At 63.3% G+C, this 16,603-nt stretch carries 15 protein-coding genes; 11 read left to right on the forward strand and 4 right to left on the reverse strand.

All coding sequences use genetic code 11. The features are described from left to right. The first annotated feature begins 2 nt into the window (after nt 1–2). The 4 genes from AC1DYO_RS04420 to AC1DYO_RS04435 all read left to right on the forward strand — a co-directional run bounded on the left by AC1DYO_RS04420 (nt 3) and on the right by AC1DYO_RS04435 (nt 6,674). Nucleotides 3–1,913 carry an AAA family ATPase gene (locus AC1DYO_RS04420; protein ID WP_477260695.1) on the forward strand — a complete coding sequence of 637 codons (1,911 nt, stop codon included), beginning with the start codon at nt 3–5 and terminating at the stop codon, nt 1,911–1,913. A gap of 222 nt (nt 1,914–2,135) precedes the next feature. Further along, entirely contained in the window at nt 2,136–3,440 is a 1,305-nt protein-coding gene (locus AC1DYO_RS04425) for a DUF6638 family protein (RefSeq protein ID WP_477260697.1), read from the forward strand. 103 nt (nt 3,441–3,543) lie between these two features. Beyond that, nucleotides 3,544–4,668: a DUF2333 family protein gene (locus tag AC1DYO_RS04430; protein WP_477260699.1), complete on the forward strand. Its 1,125-nt coding sequence runs from the start codon at nt 3,544–3,546 to the stop codon at nt 4,666–4,668. 326 nt (nt 4,669–4,994) lie between these two features. After that, a complete protein-coding gene (locus AC1DYO_RS04435) occupies nt 4,995–6,674 on the forward strand; it encodes a formate--tetrahydrofolate ligase (RefSeq protein ID WP_477260701.1) in 1,680 nt (559 codons plus the stop codon). A gap of 65 nt (nt 6,675–6,739) precedes the next feature. On the opposite strand, the gene AC1DYO_RS04440 is transcribed toward AC1DYO_RS04435, so the two are convergent. Further along, entirely contained in the window at nt 6,740–7,378 is a 639-nt protein-coding gene (locus AC1DYO_RS04440; RefSeq protein ID WP_477260703.1) for a cysteine hydrolase family protein, read from the reverse strand. Nucleotides 7,379–7,503: 125 nt separating this feature from the next. On the opposite strand from AC1DYO_RS04440, the gene AC1DYO_RS04445 reads away from it, so the two are divergent. Beyond that, nucleotides 7,504–8,499, forward strand: a complete 996-nt coding sequence (locus AC1DYO_RS04445) for a helix-turn-helix domain-containing protein (protein WP_477260705.1) — start codon at nt 7,504–7,506, stop codon at nt 8,497–8,499. Nucleotides 8,500–8,559: 60 nt separating this feature from the next. On the opposite strand, the gene AC1DYO_RS04450 is transcribed toward AC1DYO_RS04445, so the two are convergent. Both AC1DYO_RS04450 and AC1DYO_RS04455 read right to left on the reverse strand, forming a co-directional pair. Continuing rightward, complete coding sequence (locus AC1DYO_RS04450; RefSeq protein ID WP_477260706.1) at nt 8,560–9,120, reverse strand: cytochrome b/b6 domain-containing protein; 561 nt, start codon at nt 9,118–9,120, stop codon at nt 8,560–8,562. Nucleotides 9,121–9,125: 5 nt separating this feature from the next. Next, entirely contained in the window at nt 9,126–9,392 is a 267-nt protein-coding gene (locus tag AC1DYO_RS04455; RefSeq protein ID WP_477260708.1) for a PepSY domain-containing protein, read from the reverse strand. Nucleotides 9,393–9,560: 168 nt separating this feature from the next. Between AC1DYO_RS04455 and AC1DYO_RS04460 the strand changes: the two genes are divergently transcribed. Continuing rightward, nucleotides 9,561–10,217, forward strand: a complete 657-nt coding sequence (locus AC1DYO_RS04460; protein WP_477260710.1) for a response regulator — start codon at nt 9,561–9,563, stop codon at nt 10,215–10,217. Continuing rightward, a complete protein-coding gene (locus tag AC1DYO_RS04465; protein ID WP_477260712.1) occupies nt 10,214–11,545 on the forward strand; it encodes an ATP-binding protein in 1,332 nt (443 codons plus the stop codon). The genes AC1DYO_RS04460 and AC1DYO_RS04465 overlap by 4 nt, the downstream gene beginning before the upstream one ends. 97 nt (nt 11,546–11,642) lie before the next feature. On the opposite strand, the gene AC1DYO_RS04470 is transcribed toward AC1DYO_RS04465, so the two are convergent. Then, nucleotides 11,643–12,200 (reverse strand): sugar O-acetyltransferase, encoded by a 558-nt coding sequence (locus AC1DYO_RS04470; RefSeq protein ID WP_477260714.1) that lies wholly within the window; start codon nt 12,198–12,200, stop codon nt 11,643–11,645. 129 nt (nt 12,201–12,329) lie between these two features. Here AC1DYO_RS04470 and AC1DYO_RS04475 point away from each other — a divergent pair, with 129 nt between their 5' ends. The 4 genes from AC1DYO_RS04475 to AC1DYO_RS04490 all read left to right on the forward strand — a co-directional run bounded on the left by AC1DYO_RS04475 (nt 12,330) and on the right by AC1DYO_RS04490 (nt 16,603). Then, entirely contained in the window at nt 12,330–12,791 is a 462-nt protein-coding gene (locus AC1DYO_RS04475) for a DUF4126 domain-containing protein (RefSeq protein WP_477260716.1), read from the forward strand. Beyond that, nucleotides 12,788–14,164, forward strand: coding sequence for an FAD-containing oxidoreductase (locus AC1DYO_RS04480; RefSeq protein WP_477260718.1), 1,377 nt, complete (start codon nt 12,788–12,790; stop codon nt 14,162–14,164). Before AC1DYO_RS04475 ends, AC1DYO_RS04480 begins: the two co-directional genes overlap by 4 nt. 116 nt (nt 14,165–14,280) lie before the next feature. Beyond that, nucleotides 14,281–15,456: an MFS transporter gene (locus AC1DYO_RS04485; protein ID WP_181061299.1), complete on the forward strand. Its 1,176-nt coding sequence runs from the start codon at nt 14,281–14,283 to the stop codon at nt 15,454–15,456. Nucleotides 15,457–15,547: 91 nt separating this feature from the next. Next, a complete protein-coding gene (locus AC1DYO_RS04490; RefSeq protein ID WP_477260720.1) occupies nt 15,548–16,603 on the forward strand; it encodes a peptidase M14 in 1,056 nt (351 codons plus the stop codon).

Below are 16,603 nucleotides of genomic sequence, written 5' to 3' on the forward strand. Positions count from 1 at the left end.
TCATGGACACCGGCCTGACCACCATCCCGGAAGCGGCGATCGAAAAGCACCGCGCCACCGCGCAGAGCTTCATCACCCGCGTCGTCGTTCTCGAAGACCCTTCGCGCGAATCCGGTACCGCACTTGCCGGCACCAACCGCCGCTTCGTCTCGACCGTCTCGGTCGGCTCGGTGCGCCGCACACGCGAGGTCGAGCTGACCAAGACCGTCGCCGCCATCCATCCCAACGACCAGCTGATGAGCATCCCGCAGCACACGCTGTTGTTTCGCGCCCGCCGCGGCTTGGCGATTGCGCTCGCCATTTCCGACGTCTTCGCCGAGGGCTCCGACCTCGAAAGCCTGCAAGCCAAGAACACCCGCGCGCCGCTTGAAGGCGACGAAGCCGCCACCTTCAAGAAGCTTCTGTCAGCCTCGGCTTACATTTCGGCCTTCAGCCTTGCCTCTTATCTGTTCCAGCTGATCGACAGCGACGGTGAGGCGCCCAACGACATCCCTGAACCGGACTTCCTGTTCGACACGCCGCAGGATGCGGTGAAGTCGATCGTCGCCGGTCTCGACAAGGCGATTGCAGGATCGAAGGATGATGGTGATCTGACGACGCGGGCACGTGCTTTCGCGCGCGTCGCCATCGACGGGCTGCTGGCGCGCAAAGGCCGCTTCGACGGCATCGGCCCGTTCGAGAACGCCCATATCCGCATCGACGCAGACGATTTTACCCTCGACGGCTTCGACGTCGCGCCCGGCAAGCGCTCGAAACCGCTGGTGATGACCTTCAAGAAGCCGGAAGAGGTCGTCGGCAACCACATCGCCAAATACCAGTCGGTCAAGCTCGCCAAGATGCTGATGGCCTATGATTTCGAGCGCGAGCTGAACCCGTTCGTCGAACTCGGCGGTTTCCTCTTCACCTTCATCGGCGACGGTGCGCCCGGCACCGGCAAGACCACGCTGATCCAGATGATCGCCGGCCTCGTCAATGGCTATTGCCAGGTCGCCGGTTATCCCTTCGCCTATGAGAATTTCGGCGTCGACCAGATCTCGTCCTACCAGGGCAAGTCAGGCCAGAACTGCCGCCAATTCATCAACAATGTGCTCAATCCCCGTGTCATCGGTTTCGGCACCGTCGATGATATCGACCAGGTGGCGGCGCGCCGCTCCGACGACCGCGCTTCTGCCGGCCAGCAGGAAATCACCGGCGTCTTGATGGACGCCTTCGCCGGTGCCGGCACGGTGGTGCGCGGCAACTGCTCGTTCGGCATGTTCTCCAACTATCCAGAAAATGTCGACGACGCGCTGCGCCAGCGCGCCGGCGCCCGCTGGCTGGTCGATGGTCCGCAGAGCCGCGATGACTATATCGACATCTTCGTGCTGCTCGCCGGCAAGAACCACAAGATCCCGCTCGGCGACCACAAGCTTTACGCCGCGCAGGAAATCGAGCGCGCCGTGACCGAGGCCTATGAGGAGCATGAGAAGCCGCAGGAAGACGGGCTGATGAAGGTCTATGAGCGCTACATGAAGGAGAATGGCGCGCCGAAATCGATGGCCGACGTCGGCACCTATCTGCACCTGATCAAGGATGCCGAGCCGCGCTTCACCGGCCGTGCCATCAAGAACGTCACCGACGCCATCAAGATGCGCGCCATGGACATCGAGCTTCCCAACGACTGGTTCGAGAAACCGGAAGCCTTCATGCACAAGGGCTACGACGAGAAGAAAGCGATGATCGAGGAACTGCGCGGACCGTTCTCGATGGACATGGTCATGCAGGAGATCAACCGTTACGCCGACAGCGAGTTCCGCTATTCCGACAAATCCGACGACGCTGCCGTGGAGAAACTGCTGCGCGACGCCCGCCTGCGTGAACGCGCGGGTCGTGAGATGGAGGAGATGAAGAAGAAGGGCAATTGGAATGCGTGAAGCACGCCGACGCCCCCTTCTCCCCTTGTGGGAGAAGGTGTCGCCGAAGGCGACGGATGAGGGGTGTTCCAGGGAACGTCAACGTCTCATTCCGCTGGAACACCCCTCATCCGTCTCGGCGCTGTCGCGCCGATCCACCTTCTCCCACAAGGGGAGAAGGAGAGGCCGCGCCCCTCATCCGCCCTTCGGGCACCTTCTCCCCGTGAACGGGGAGAAGGCAGGATGAGTGCCCATAAAAAACCCGACCTCCTGCGCGACAACGAGTTGATCTACGGCCGCCTGCTGACGGTCGACGAGTCGCATCTCATCCAGCGCTACAACAAAGCGCTTGTTGCGTTCGGGCTGAAACCCACCAAGCTGAAGAGTTTCCAGATCGACCGCACAGGCTTCTCACCGGAAGTGGCGGAGGAGTGCGGCGACTACGATTATCTCGACCCCAATGAGGTCAATCGCCGCTTCATCATCCTGACGCCGTCGCAGATCGAGCTGCCGGTGGTGCACACCGCCTTCTCCAACACCTCGCAGCTGATGTTCGAGTTCATGTCCAAGAACCAGCGCGCTATCGATGCGCTGACCATCAAGGACGTCATCTACGGCGAGATCGAGGATTCCGTTCCGCTGGTCAACGACATCGAGGACCTGCTGTCGATCAGCCAGGTCGAGTTCAAGGTGCTGTCGGCCGAGGACGTGCTGGGCAAGGCCGCCGAGCTCGGCAAGCTGGTCGACCGGCTGAAGCAGGAGCCGGACGCCTGGCGCGACAACGCCATGCTGACCCGCATGGTGGAGCTGGCGAAGGTGTGCGGCGACATCCGCGAGAACGCGCTGGTGCCCGACCAGGTGATCTTCCGCCACAACGCTTATTGGACTAGCCATTTCGGCGGGCTCTACGTCTTCGTCGACCCCGACATGACGACGGTCATCAGCGATCCGGCCGCACCAGGCTTTCGCCGTTCGCGTCCCTGGCAGGTCAGCTATCTCTCGATCAACGATGCCGACAAGGTGTTCAAGTTCCTGGCCAGCACCGGCCGCATCGAACTGCCGCGGGCGTCATGGGTCGAAAGCTCGGGCTATCTCGAGCATCGCGCCGAGATGGTCGTGCGCTCGCTGATCCGCGACACCGAGCCGAACCGCAATCTGACCGACGTCGACAAGGTCTGGCTGCAGACCTGGATCCATGGCCATGCCGACATGATCGCCAGCGATGGCAATTTTCCCTTCCTCAATGCCGCCAAGCGCGAGATCGCGCAACTCGGCCATCTCAAGATCGAGGATGTCCCGCCGCGGCAGCGCTTCCTGGTCGTGCGCGGAAAGCCCGACCATCCCGACGCCTGGCTGACCAACCAGCTGATCTCGGATTTCGTGCCGCAGGACTTCGTCTCGCGCTACGTCTTCAACAAGCCCGGCTTCTACAAGGACTATGACGGCTACAGCGACGCCTGGCGATCGCATGTTGTGGAGGTTCTGAAAACCACATATTTGAAGGACAAGGTGGCGTTTCGCACGCGCCTTTACGGCCTGACTGACTAGAACGAAATGAGCCGTCATTTCGTTCTAACTTATTGTTTTGGCGCATGATGTTGTCCAAAAAGTCTGCAACTTTTTGGCATCATGCTGAGGGGTGACGTGAGCCATGCTTGATCCGATCGTGAATTTCTTCACCCGCATCTTCCAGTGGATAGGCCGCGGCATCGGCCTGGTCATCGGCGTGATCCTGTGGCCGTTCATGTGGGCCGGGCGCTGGTACACGCAGCGCGGCTGGATCCTGAAGGCGGTGGTCGGCCTGGCTTTGCTGGTGCTGATCGGCCTTTACGCCAACTTCTTCTACGCCACCCAGTGGTGGAACAAGTTCGACCCCAACTACGTCGACAAATACACCTTCGAGAACCGCAACATTTCGGCCGGCGAACAGGTCGCGGCCGGCGCCGGCACCGAGACCGCCAAGACCTGCGGCAATTCAGGCATCGCCCAGGTCGCGGCCGACCTCACCGACTTCAACGTCAACCAGAATGCCTGGATCTCGTCGATGATCCTCTACAAGCTCGGCCTGTTCGGCGTCGACTGGGATCATACGCCGTTCATGGACAACAAAGCCTCGTTCCAGCGCGGCATCAACCAGGCGGTGCGCCGCACCGCCACCGAGCTGGCCGACAATCTCGGCCGTGTGCGCACGACGTCGCAGATCGACGCCGATTTGCAGGATGCGCGTGGCAATCTGCAGTTCGACGAATACACCTGGTATTTCGGCCTCAACCCGTTCGGCCCGAAGACGCCGACGCCGAGCTATTATCGCGATGCCGTCAACAAGCTGCGTTCCTTCAACGCCCGTCTCGCCACCTGCCAGGCGACGTTCGATGCCCGCGCCGACAATCTGAAGCAGTATATAGACCGCATCTCCTCGGATATCGGCTCGACCTCGGCGATCCTCAAGGAGCGGGCCGAAAATCACAACGATGGCTGGTTCGACTTCCGCGCCGACGACCGCTTCTGGTTCGCCTATGGCCAGCTCTATGCCTATTACGGCCTGATGAAGGGCGCCCAGGCCGATTTCGACGACGTCATCAAGGAAAAGCATCTCGGCAATCTATGGGACACGATGGACGCGCAATTCGTCTCGGCGCTGCGCATCCAGCCCTTCATCATCGCCAATGGCCGCGAGGATGGCTGGATCATGCCGACCCACCTGACGACGATGGGCTTCTATGTGCTGCGGGTGCGCTCGAACATGGTCGAGATCAGCAACGTCCTGACGCAGTAACGTCCGTCGCCGCCGCGACGGCGATGGCGAATTTGCGCCGTCGCCTCTGTCGCATTCCGTGCATTGGGCGGCTGTTTTGAGACGGCGCAATGTCGCATCCTCTGGCTTCTATACGGCGCGGCAACGGAGCCAGGAAGAACCGGCGACAGGTCGGCCCGGCCGCGGAGACACTTTCTTCATAGGAAACATAGTTGCATGCAAGTTGACGCCGCGGCAGCGACAGGGTTAGAACATGCCCGCGCGCCTAACGGCCGTTTCGAATTGCCTGCGACGACCACAGTCATCAACCCCGTCCCCTCCACCGTCCAATCCGAAGGAAAGCCGTCATGGCCGAAGTGAAGTCCGACATCGAGATCGCGCGCGGCGCCAAGAAAAAGCAGATTCAGGAGATCGGCGCCAAGATCGGCATCCCGACCGAGCACCTTCTGCCTTATGGCCACGACAAGGCGAAAATATCTGCCGAGTTCATCAAGTCGGTGAAGGGACACAAGGACGGCAAGCTGATCCTCGTCACCGCCATCAACCCGACGCCGGCAGGCGAAGGCAAGACGACGACGACGGTCGGCCTCGGCGATGGCTTGAACCGCATCGGCAAGAAGGCGATCGTCTGCATCCGCGAGGCCTCGCTCGGACCGAATTTCGGCGTCAAAGGCGGTGCTGCCGGCGGCGGCTACGCACAGGTCGTGCCGATGGAGGACATGAACCTCCACTTCACCGGCGATTTCCACGCCATCACCACCGCGCATAATCTGCTTTCGGCGCTGATCGACAACCACATCTACTGGGGCAACGAGCTTGGCATCGACACCCGCCGCGTCGTCTGGCGCCGCGTCATGGACATGAACGACCGGGCGCTGCGCGAGATGATCTGCTCGCTCGGCGGCGTCGCCAACGGTTTCCCGCGCGAAGGCGGCTTCGACATCACCGTCGCCTCGGAAGTCATGGCGATCCTGTGCCTTTCCACCGACCTGAAGGACCTGGAAAAGCGCCTCGGCGACATCATCGTCGCTTATCGCCGCGACAAGTCGGCCGTCTATGCCCGCGACCTCAAGGCCGACGGCGCCATGGCCGTGCTGCTGAAGGACGCCATGCAGCCCAATTTGGTGCAAACGCTCGAGAACAACCCGGCCTTCGTGCATGGCGGCCCGTTCGCCAACATCGCCCATGGCTGCAACTCGGTCGTCGCCACCACGACGGCGCTGAAGCTTGCCGACTATGTCGTCACCGAAGCCGGCTTCGGCGCCGATCTCGGTGCTGAAAAGTTCTTCGACATCAAGTGCCGCAAGGCCGGCCTGAAACCGGCGGCGGCGGTCATCGTCGCCACCGTGCGCGCCATGAAGATGAATGGCGGCGTCAAGAAGGAAGACCTCGGCAAGGAAAACATCGAGGCGGTGAAGAAGGGCTGCGCCAATCTCGGCCGCCACATCGAGAACATCCGCCAGTTCGGCGTGCCGGCGGTGGTTGCCATCAACCACTTCTATTCCGACACCGACGCAGAAATCCAGACGATGAAGGACTATGTCGCCTCGATGGGCGAAGAGGCGATCCTGTGCAAGCACTGGGCCAAGGGCTCGGCCGGCATCGAGGAGCTCGCCAACAAGGTGGTGGCGCTGGCCGAATCCGGGGCGTCGCAGTTCGCGCCGCTCTATCCCGACGACATGCCGCTGTTCGAGAAGATCAACACCATCGTCCAGCGCATCTATCGCGGCTCGGAGGCGATCGCCGACAAGTCGGTGCGCGACCAGTTGCACGCCTGGGAACAGGCCGGCTACGGCAAGCTGCCGGTCTGCATGGCCAAGACCCAGTATTCCTTCTCGACCGACCCGAACCTGCGCGGCGCGCCGACCGGCCACACCGTGCCGGTGCGCGAAGTCAGGCTTTCAGCAGGTGCGGGCTTCGTCGTCGTCATCTGCGGCGAGGTCATGACCATGCCCGGCCTGCCCAAGGCGCCGTCTTCGGAGAAAATCTTTCTCAACGAAGCCGGCCAGATCGAAGGCCTGTTCTAAGAACGTGCAATCCCTAACAAAAGGGCGCCGCAGCGATGCGGCGCCCTTTGCATTTCGGCGAGCAGTTAGGCCGCGTTGCGCGCCAGCGCCCGCTGGTTGGAGGCATAGATCGTGTCGCGCTTGGGCAGGGCGCCCGTCCTGAGGCCATCGATCCATTCGGCGGTGTCGAGCACGGCTGCAAAGCGCGACTGCAGGATGACCGTCACCACCCGGTGGATCTCCTCGGCCGAGGCGTAACCGGCGCTGTTGGCGTAAGGCAGCGAGCCGGTGGCGTCGGACAGGAATTCGACCGCAAAGCCGACATGCGCGGCGTGGATGATGGTCGACAAATCGCAATTATGCGTCATGTAGCCGACCACCGTGATCGTATCGATGGCGTTGGCGCGCAGCCATTCCTCGAGATCGGTGCCGGCGAAGGCGCTAGGCAGCGACTTTTCGACATAGTGGTCGCGCTCACGCCTGGCGATCTCTGGATGCAATTCGCCGCCATGGCTGCCCTTGGCGAAGATTGGCGACGTCTCCGGCGCCATCTGCTTGACGACAACCACCTTCACGTCTTCGGCAGCGGCGGCATCCATGGCGCGCGCCACATTGACCACGCTGTCGCGGAACGGCGGATGCTGGATGGCGAGGTTGCCGCCGTCATAATCATTCTGGACATCGATGACGATGAGTGCGCGGCGCGGCGTGGTGTTGGCGGACATGGTGGTTTCCTCTAGGGCTTGAACGGGACGGGCCGAAAATAGGCGGATCGCCCGGCTGCCAAAAGTGGCCCGATTGACATCGTTCGAAAGAATTGGGACAATCCGCTTCCTTGCTGGAACCGACCATGACCGACCCGATCATTGCTGTCCTCGCTTTTGACGGCATCAGCCCGTTCCACCTCTCCGTGCCGTGCGTCGTGTTCGGCACCGACCGCACCAAGCTCGGCCTGCCGCGGTTCGACTTTCGCGTCTGCGCGCTCGACGATGGACCCATCCACACCGATGCCGGGCTGACGATCGCTGTTCCGCATGGGCTCTCGGCGTTCGACGCTGCCGACATCATCATCATTCCCAGCTGGAAAGATCTCGACGCCCCGCTTCCCACCCCGCTCCTCGAAGCGCTTTCGCGCGCGCACCGGCGCGGCGCGCTGATCGTCGGCCTCTGCCTCGGCACATTTGCCATTGCCGCCGCCGGGCTGCTTGCCGGCCGGCGGGCGGCCACGCATTGGTCCTCCACCGACCGGTTACAGGCGCTGCATCCCGACATCGAAGTCGACGCCGACGTGCTCTATGTCGACGATGGCGACATCGTCACCTCGGCCGGTGTCGCGGCTGGGCTCGATTGCTGCCTGCACATCGTGCGCGCCCGCTATGGCGCCGAAGTAGCATTGCGCCTGGCCAGGCACATTGTGCTCTCGCCGCACCGCCAGGGCGGGCAGGCCCAGTTCATCGAGCGCCCGCTGGCGAAAACCCCGGCAACCGACCGCTTCGCCCAGGCGCTCGACACGGTGCGGGCAACATTAGGTGAAACGCACAGCCTCGACCGCGTCGCCGAGGCCGCCGGCCTGACCCGGCGCACCTTCACCCGCCGTTTCCAGAAATCGATCGGCACCAGCTTTGGCGAGTGGCTCGCCGGCCAGCGCATCGAACTCGCGCAGCGACTGCTGGAGGCGACGGAGAAATCGATGGACATGGTGGCCTTCGAAGCCGGCTTCGGCAGCGCCACCTCGCTGCGCCAGCATTTCGCCGCGCGGCTCAGGACCTCGCCGGCGCAATACCGGCGCGAATTCTCCAGGCGGATAGATCAGGACGAACGGATGGCGCAGGCCCTGTCATCTTGAGGTCGAACGGCAAGGGGCACCGCATCGACGCGACGCCCCTTGCATGTCCAGTCTCTATAGTCAGGCGACGTCTTCCGACGATGGTGCGCGTTTGCGGCCAGTGATCATCGCGCGAACCAGGTTCTCGCCATGGCGCAGGCTGGCCAGCAGCACGCCGCCAACATGCAGCCCGATCAGCACCAAGATGCCATTGCCCAGGATCTTGTGCGTGTCCTCGACCCAGGCCACGCCCCACCAGGTGTCGGTGGTCTGCATCCAGCCGGTGAGCGCAATTCCTGCCACGCAAGCCAGAAGCGCCAGCACCATGGCGCCGCCAGCAGGGTTATGGCCGAGATAACGCTTTTCGCCGCCCTTCGCCACATCAGCGAGATACAAGCGGACCGCGCGCGGCCCACGCACGAATTGACGGAAGCGCGTGTATCCAGATCCGACCAGTCCGGCGATCAGCCGCGAGGTTATCAACACACCCGCACTGTAGCCGGCCAACTCATGCACCTTCATGATTTCGCCAGAGGACAGCCATGCCACCGCAACGCACAGGACAAGTGACCAGTGAAAGAGGCGGACGTAGGGGCTCCAGACCTTGACCAATTGTTCTCGTGTTGAAACGGTGGCGTTCATGGCGATCAACCGTCGTCGGAATCGGCGCCGACCGACTCGAGCGTCTTGGGATTGAACACTGCTTCCAGCTTCTTGCCGTTGGCGTCGAGAGCCTTGGCTTCATAGCAGCCGTTCTCCGTCTTGATGCTGCGGACCTTCCAGCCTTCGCTTTCAAGCTTCTTCTGCAGTGCCTCGCGCGGCTGCCACTGGTCGGTGGGCACATCGCATCTGTCGGCAGCGAAGGCCGGCCCGGCAACAGCCATCACCAGCGCGGTCAGGATCAAGGTCTTCATCTTGTTTTCTCCATCGGCCAATTCCGATGTCGTGGACCCTGGCTGTTAAACCTGACAGCCACCTGAACACCCATCACCTCGTCCAAAAGCCGCGATTGGCTTTCGTTCAGCTTCCTGTCAGCCTTGTGCCGCATGAAGGCGGCGTGTTGCCGTGAACACGGAGGCAAGGTGCGCGTTCTGCTGATCGAAGACGACCCCGTGCTGGGCGAGGCGGTGCGCGATCACATCGCCGCCGACGGCCATGCCGTGGACTGGAGCACGACGCTTGGCGATGCCGGTGATCACCTCCATGTCGTCTCATATGAACTCGTCCTGCTCGACTTGCATCTGCCTGACGGCAAGGGCCTCGAATTTCTGCAAACGCTGCGTCGCGAAGGCGCCGACATGCCAGTCATCATCCTGACCGCGCGCGACCAGCTCTCGGACATAGCGGGGTTGAATTCCGGGGCGGACGACTATCTGGTCAAACCGTTCGATCTCGGCGAGTTGTCCGCACGCCTTGCCGCCGTCGCGCGCCGCTATGCGGGGAACCCCAATCCCTTAATCCGGCTCGGGCCGGTCGAAATCGACCAGGCCGCGCGCCGCGTTGTCGTCGACGGCGTGGAGGCCATGCTGACGTCCCGTGAATGGGCGGTGCTGGAGCAGTTCCTGCGCCGGCCCGGCGTGACCGTCGCCAAGAACCAGATCGAGGACGCGCTCTATGCCTTCGGTGCGGAGATCGAAAGCAACACTGTCGAAGTCTATGTCAGTCGCCTGCGCAAGAAGATCGGGCGCGAGACCCTCACGACCGTAAGGGGGCTGGGCTACCGCCTGGCATCTCCATGAGGGTCCTCAACAGCCTTGCCGGTCGCCTCGTTGCCTCACTGATCCTGCTCACGGTCGCCTTCGGCCTGGTCGCAGCGGGCACCGGAAGCATCACGCTGCATCGTGAAATCAACGAAGCCATGGACAGTTCCATGCAGGAAGCGGCGCGGCGGCTGCTGCCGCTGGTCATCGACGATCTTTTCGGGCGCGAGGCGTCGCAATCGCCGCGCAGACTTGCGGAGGCTGTCTCGGACGATGACGGCGACCGCCTGGTTTTCCAGGTGCGGAACGCCGACGGTCACGTTCTCATACACTCCTATGATGCTCCCGCCGAGCCGCTCACGGCTGAACTCGCGAAAGGTTTTTCTGAGGCCGCGGGATGGCGCATCTACACCGAGCCGGCGGTCAGCGGCTCGGTTTTCATCCAGGTCGCCGAGCTCGATTCCCGGCGCAATGAGGAAACGCTCGAAGCCGCCACTGGCTTCCTGATACCGATGGTCATCCTCATCCCGTTGAGCGCACTTGTCGCGTGGCTGACCCTGGCGCGTTTCCTGAGGCCGATCGCGACACTGCGCGGCGAGATCAGCGCTCGTCACGGTGACAACCTCGCTCCGATCCGCACCGAGGACCTGCCCTCCGAACTTGCCGCCATCGCCAAGTCCGTCAACAGCCTGATGCGGCGCCTCAACATGGCAATCGACGCCGAAAAGGAATTCACCGCCAACGCCGCGCATGAATTGCGCACGCCGATTGCCGGCGCGCTGGCCCAGACGGAACGCCTGATCGCCGAAACTCCGGACGAGGCGGCAAGAAAACGCCCACACCAGATCAAGGCGGCCCTGTCCGATCTCGCCGGCCTGTCCGAAAAGCTGATGCAGCTGGCGCGCGCCGATGCTGGAGTGGCCGTCGCCGGCAAGCCAGCCGACCTTGGGGCGGTCGCGGCGTTGGTGGTCGCCGACTTCGAGCAGCGCAACCAGAACAAGGGTCGCCTTCGCCTTGAAACGCCGAACACCAAGTCATACGCCGCGATCGATACGGATGCATTGGCCATTATCCTGCGCAACCTCATCGAGAACGCCTTGCGGCATGGCGCCGAGGGCGGCGAGGTTGTCGTTCGCATCACTGAAGATGCCCGGCTCAGCGTGATCAACCAAGGTCCGGTTGTTCCAACTCCCGGCGGTCTGGTGAAACGGTTCGAACGCGGTGCAACGCGTGCCGAGGGATCGGGCCTCGGACTGGCGATCGTCAACAAAATCCTGCAACAGATCGATGCGACGCTGACCCTGAACTCACCGGCATCCGGCCGGCAGGATGGTTTTGAAGCAACGATCCGGTTTCCTGCCGCTTAAGCAATTCCAGGAAAAGTGAAACGGTTTTCCGTCCGGAATTGCTCTAAAACAAGAATTAGAGCAGCTCGCCGTTTCCATAAAAGGGCGAGCTCTAACGTCAACGACCCTTGATGGCCCGCGCCGGATTGCCGACCACCGTCGTGTTTGCAGGCACGTCGCGCGTTACCACCGCGCCGGCGCCGACGATGGCGCCATCGCCGATACTGATGCCGCCGAGGATAATAGCGCTGCCGCCGATCCAGGCGCTGTCGCCGATGGTGACCGGCCTGGCGATCTCCAGCCYCGCCTGACGGCCCTCTGCCTCCTTATGGTGCTCGGCGCAGTAGATCTGCACATTGGGGCCAAGCAGCGTTCGCCTGCCGATGCGCACCGGCGCGGTGTCGAGGATGGTGCAGCCGGCATTGAGGAAGGCGCCCTCGCCGAGATGGATGTTGAAACCGTAGGCGCAATGGAACGGCGCCTCGATGCGGGCGCCCTCGCCCGCGTTGCCGAGCAGTGTCTTCAGCCCCGGCCCGAGATTGCCGCGCTTTCGGGGCGGCAGTGAATTGTGCTCGAACACCGCATCGCGCGCGATCACCCGCAGCGCCTCAAGCTCGTCGTCGATGCAGGTGTACCACCCGCCTGCAATCATTTTCGTGCGTTCGCTTGCGGACATGGCCACGCCTCCAATCTGATCTCATGCCAAAGCACAATCCTCCGCTGGGGAAAACCCCGCTGGCCAAATGCCCGGCCTATGCTAGCTTGCCGCGCGGGCCGTCCGAGGCCCTGCATAGAGGGGATCTAGATGCTCTATCTGCTTGCACTTCTGATCGGCATCATCGCCGGTCTTCGCGCCATGACAGCACCGGCCGCGGTCGCCTGGGGCGCTTATCTCGGCTGGCTGCCGGTCGCCGGCACCTGGGCAAGTTTCATGGGCCATTGGGCCGCCGTCGGCATCTTCACCATCCTCGCGATTGTCGAACTTATCACCGACCAGTTGCCCTCGACGCCGAGCCGCAAGGTGCCGCAGCAGTTCGCCGCCCGCATCATCACGGGCGCCTTTGCCGGCGCGGTGATCGGCGCCACCGCCGGTTCCACCATTGGCGGCCTTATCGCCGGCGCCATCGGCGCGGTCATCGGCACGTATGGCGGCGCCGAAGCGCGCGGCCGGCTGGCGGCCGCCTTCGGCAAGGATTTGCCTGCCGCCTTCATCGAGGACGCGGTTGCCATCATCGGCGGCCTGCTGATCGTGGCGGCGGTGGCATGACGGCAAAGACATTCGACGCCATCGTCATCGGCGCCGGACAGGCTGGCCCATCGCTCGCCGGTCGGCTGACCTCAGCCGGCATGAGCGTGGCGCTGATCGAGCGCAAGCTGATCGGCGGCACCTGCGTCAACACCGGCTGCATGCCGACCAAGACCATGGTTGCCAGCGCCTATGCCGCGCATCTGGCGCGGCGCGCGGCGGATTATGGGGTGACGCTCTCCGGCCCTGTCGGGGTTGACTACAAGGTGATCAAGGCGCGCAAGGACAAGGTCACGAACGACTCCCGCACCAATCTGGAGACCTGGATCGCCGGCATGAAGGGCTGCACCCTCTATCGCGGCCATGCGCGCTTCGAATCCGCTAACACGGTGCGCGTCGGCGACCACCTATTGACCGCCGAAAAAATCTTCCTCAACACCGGCGGCCGCGCTTCGGTGCCCGACCTGCCCGGCATCCACGACATCGACTATCTCACCAATTCCTCGATGATGGATCTCGATGTTTTGCCGCGCCATCTGGTCGTCGTCGGCGGCAGCTACATCTCGCTCGAATTCGCGCAGATGTTTCGCCGCTTCGGTAGCGAAGTCACCGTCATCGAGAAGAGCCCGCGCCTGACCGGCCGCGAGGACGAGGACGTTTCGGCTGCCATCCTGTCGATCCTCGAAAACGAAGACATAGCAGTCCATGTCGGCGCCGGCGACATCGGCTTTGCCAAGCAGGGCAACGACATCGCCGTGACCTTCTCCGCCGGCAAACCGCCGGCGGTTGGCTCGCATGTGCTTCTGGCGCTCGGCCGCACCCCCAACACCGACGATCTCGGCCTCGACAAGGCCGGCGTGGCGGTCGATCTGCGCGGTTTCGTCACCGTCGACGACCAGTTGCGCACCAGCGTGCCCGGCATCTGGGCGATGGGCGACTGCAACGGCAAGGGCGCCTTCACCCACACCTCCTACAACGATTATGAGATCGTCGCCGCCAATCTGCTCGACAACGATCCACGCAAGGTCAGCGACCGCATCGAGGCCTATGCGCTCTACATCGATCCGCCGCTCGGCCGCTGCGGCATGACCGAGGCGGCGGTAAAAAAGTCCGGGCGCAAGGCGCTGGTCGGCCAACGACCGATGACCCGTGTCGGCCGCGCTGTCGAAAAGGGCGAGACCCAAGGTTTCATGAAGATCCTGGTCGATGCCGACACCAGGGAAATCCTCGGCTGTTCCGTACTCGGCCCTGGTGGCGACGAAGCCGTCCACTGCGTGCTCGACCTGATGTACGCCAAGGCGCCGGTCGATACGCTGGCGCGCGCTGTGCATATCCATCCCAACGTCTCGGAACTGCTGCCGACCATCGCCCAGGAGCTGAAGCCGCTGGTCTGACGTAACTCCACGTCAAGCTCCGCGCTTTCTGCATTGGTGCATTGCAGCAATGTGCATTGCGCGCGGCATGGCTTCTCGTTCAGTCTGAAATTGAACCGATTCAGTCTGGACTTTCCATGCCTTTGCCGATCCTTGCGCTTGCCATTGCATCCTTCTGCATCGGCACCACTGAATTCGTCATCATGGGCCTGCTGCCGGAGGTTGCCGCCGATCTCGGCGTGTCGATCCCCTCGGCCGGTCTGCTGGTCACCGGCTATGCGCTGGGCGTCGTCTTCGGCGCGCCGATCGTCGCCATGGCCACCGCGCATTTGCCGCGCAAGCCGGTGTTGGTCGCGCTGACGGCGATGTTCGTCGTCGGCAATCTCCTCTGCGCCATCGCGCCCAACTACTGGCTCCTGATGGCGGCACGTGTCTTCACCGCTTTCGGCCACGGCGCCTTCTTCGGCATCGGTTCTGTGGTTGCCGCGAGCCTTGTGCCGCGCAACAAGCGCGCCAGCGCCATGGCGATGATGTTCGCGGGATTGACGCTCTCCAACATTCTCGGCGTTCCCGCCGGCACCGCGCTTGGCGAAGCGTTCGGCTGGCGCTCCACCTTCTTTGCCGTCGTCGGCATCGGCCTGATCTCGGTCGCCGCCATCGCCTGGCTGGTGCCCTCCAACGTCGCTGAACCGAGCGGCGGCGGCCTGCGCGGCGAGTTGCGCGTGCTGGGCAAGCTGCAGGTCTGGCTCGCCATGCTGATCGCCTCGCTGGCCTCGGCCAGCCTGTTTGCCGTCTTCACCTACATCAAGCCCTATTTGACCGAGGTCTCCGGCCTGTCCACGTCAGCAGTCACCTGGGTGCTGCTGCTGTTCGGCGCCGGCATGACCATAGGTAACATCATCGGCGGCCGGCTGGCCGACTGGAAATTGATGCCGACGGTGATCGGCACGCTGCTTTTGATGGCGGTGCTGTTTGTCGGCTTCATGCAGTTTGGCGCCATCGCCAGCGTCGCCATCGGCGTCGTCTTCCTGTGGGGCCTGCTGATCTTCGTCGTCGTGCCGCCGCTGCAGATCCGCGTCGTCGAGGCGGCGTCCGAAGGACCGAACCTTGCCGCCACGCTCAACCAGGGCGCCTTCAATGTCGGCAATGCCAGCGGCGCATGGATCGGCGGCGTGGCCCTTTCCGCTGGCGTCTCCTATGCCCATCTGCCGTTGGTAGGCGCGGTACTCGCGCTGCTGGCCGTTAGCGTGGCCGTTGTCTCGCAGGCGCTCGAACGATCCGCGCCGGTGGCTGTTCAGGCTGCCGCCGAATAATTCCATTGCGCCCATGGCGGCGCGAACTGGACCAATCGACAGCCCTACGGCAAACGTGCATGTGTTCTGCCTCTTTTCCTGGAGGCATCCCATGCAGAAATCGATCGAACGCATTGCCGGCGACAGCGAAGGCGTTTTCTACGAATTTCCGGCGTTCCGCTTCACCGGCGCTGACAAGGCAGCGCCCTCTGCCTATCTGCAGTCGGCACTCCACGCCGGCGAATTGCCGGGCGTCGTCGCCATCGACGCATTGATGCCGGCGTTGAACAAGGCCGAGATCGAGGGGCGCATCAAGGGTAACATCACGGTCGTGCCCTGGGCCAACCCGATCGGCCGCGCGCAATATCATTTCGGCGAACATCAGGGCCGCTTTCATCTTGGCACCCGCACCAACTTCAACCGTGCCTTTCCGCTGCTTGCCGCGCCTGATATCGCATTGTTACCGGACACCACGTTCGGAACTGCCGACCAGCAGTTGAAGACGCGGCTGCTGCAACTTTCCATTGGCCACGACATCGTGCTTGATCTGCATTGTGACGATGAAGGGCTGGCCTATCTCTACGTCCACACCAGCCTGTGGCCGGCAATGGCCGATTGCGCCGCCGCCATGGGCATTGATGCGGTGGTGCTGTGGAGCGAAGACAGCGCCGGCACCTTCGAGGGCGCCACGATCATGCCCTACCAGAACGTCCCCGCCGACGTGGCGAAGTTTGAGCGGCGCGTCGCCACCACGGTCGAATATCGCGGCATGCTCGATGTCGACGGCGGGCTGGCCGCATCCGATGCCGATGGGCTCTACCGGCTTTTGGTGGCGCGCGGCGTGATCGCCGACCCGGCCCTGGCCGCACCAGGTCCTTTCACTGGCTTCGTCGCGCCGTTGGAAAACATCGAGATGATGCCGGCACCCCGGGCGGGTGCCGTGCTCTACGACGTGAAGCCCGGCGACCGCGTTTCCAAGGGCGCACGCCTCGCCACAATCGTCCATACACCTGGTGAGGCCGGCGGCCGTACCGAAGTATTCGCTCCGCAGGACGGCGTCATCCTGACCCGGCGCTCGCGCCGCATCATCCGCGCCGGCGAGGATCTCCTGAAGCTGGTCGGCGACAAGAAGAGCACCGACGCGAGGTCGGGAACGCTGGAGGACTGA

The organism is Mesorhizobium sp. P2_F5 (assembly GCF_056403715.1).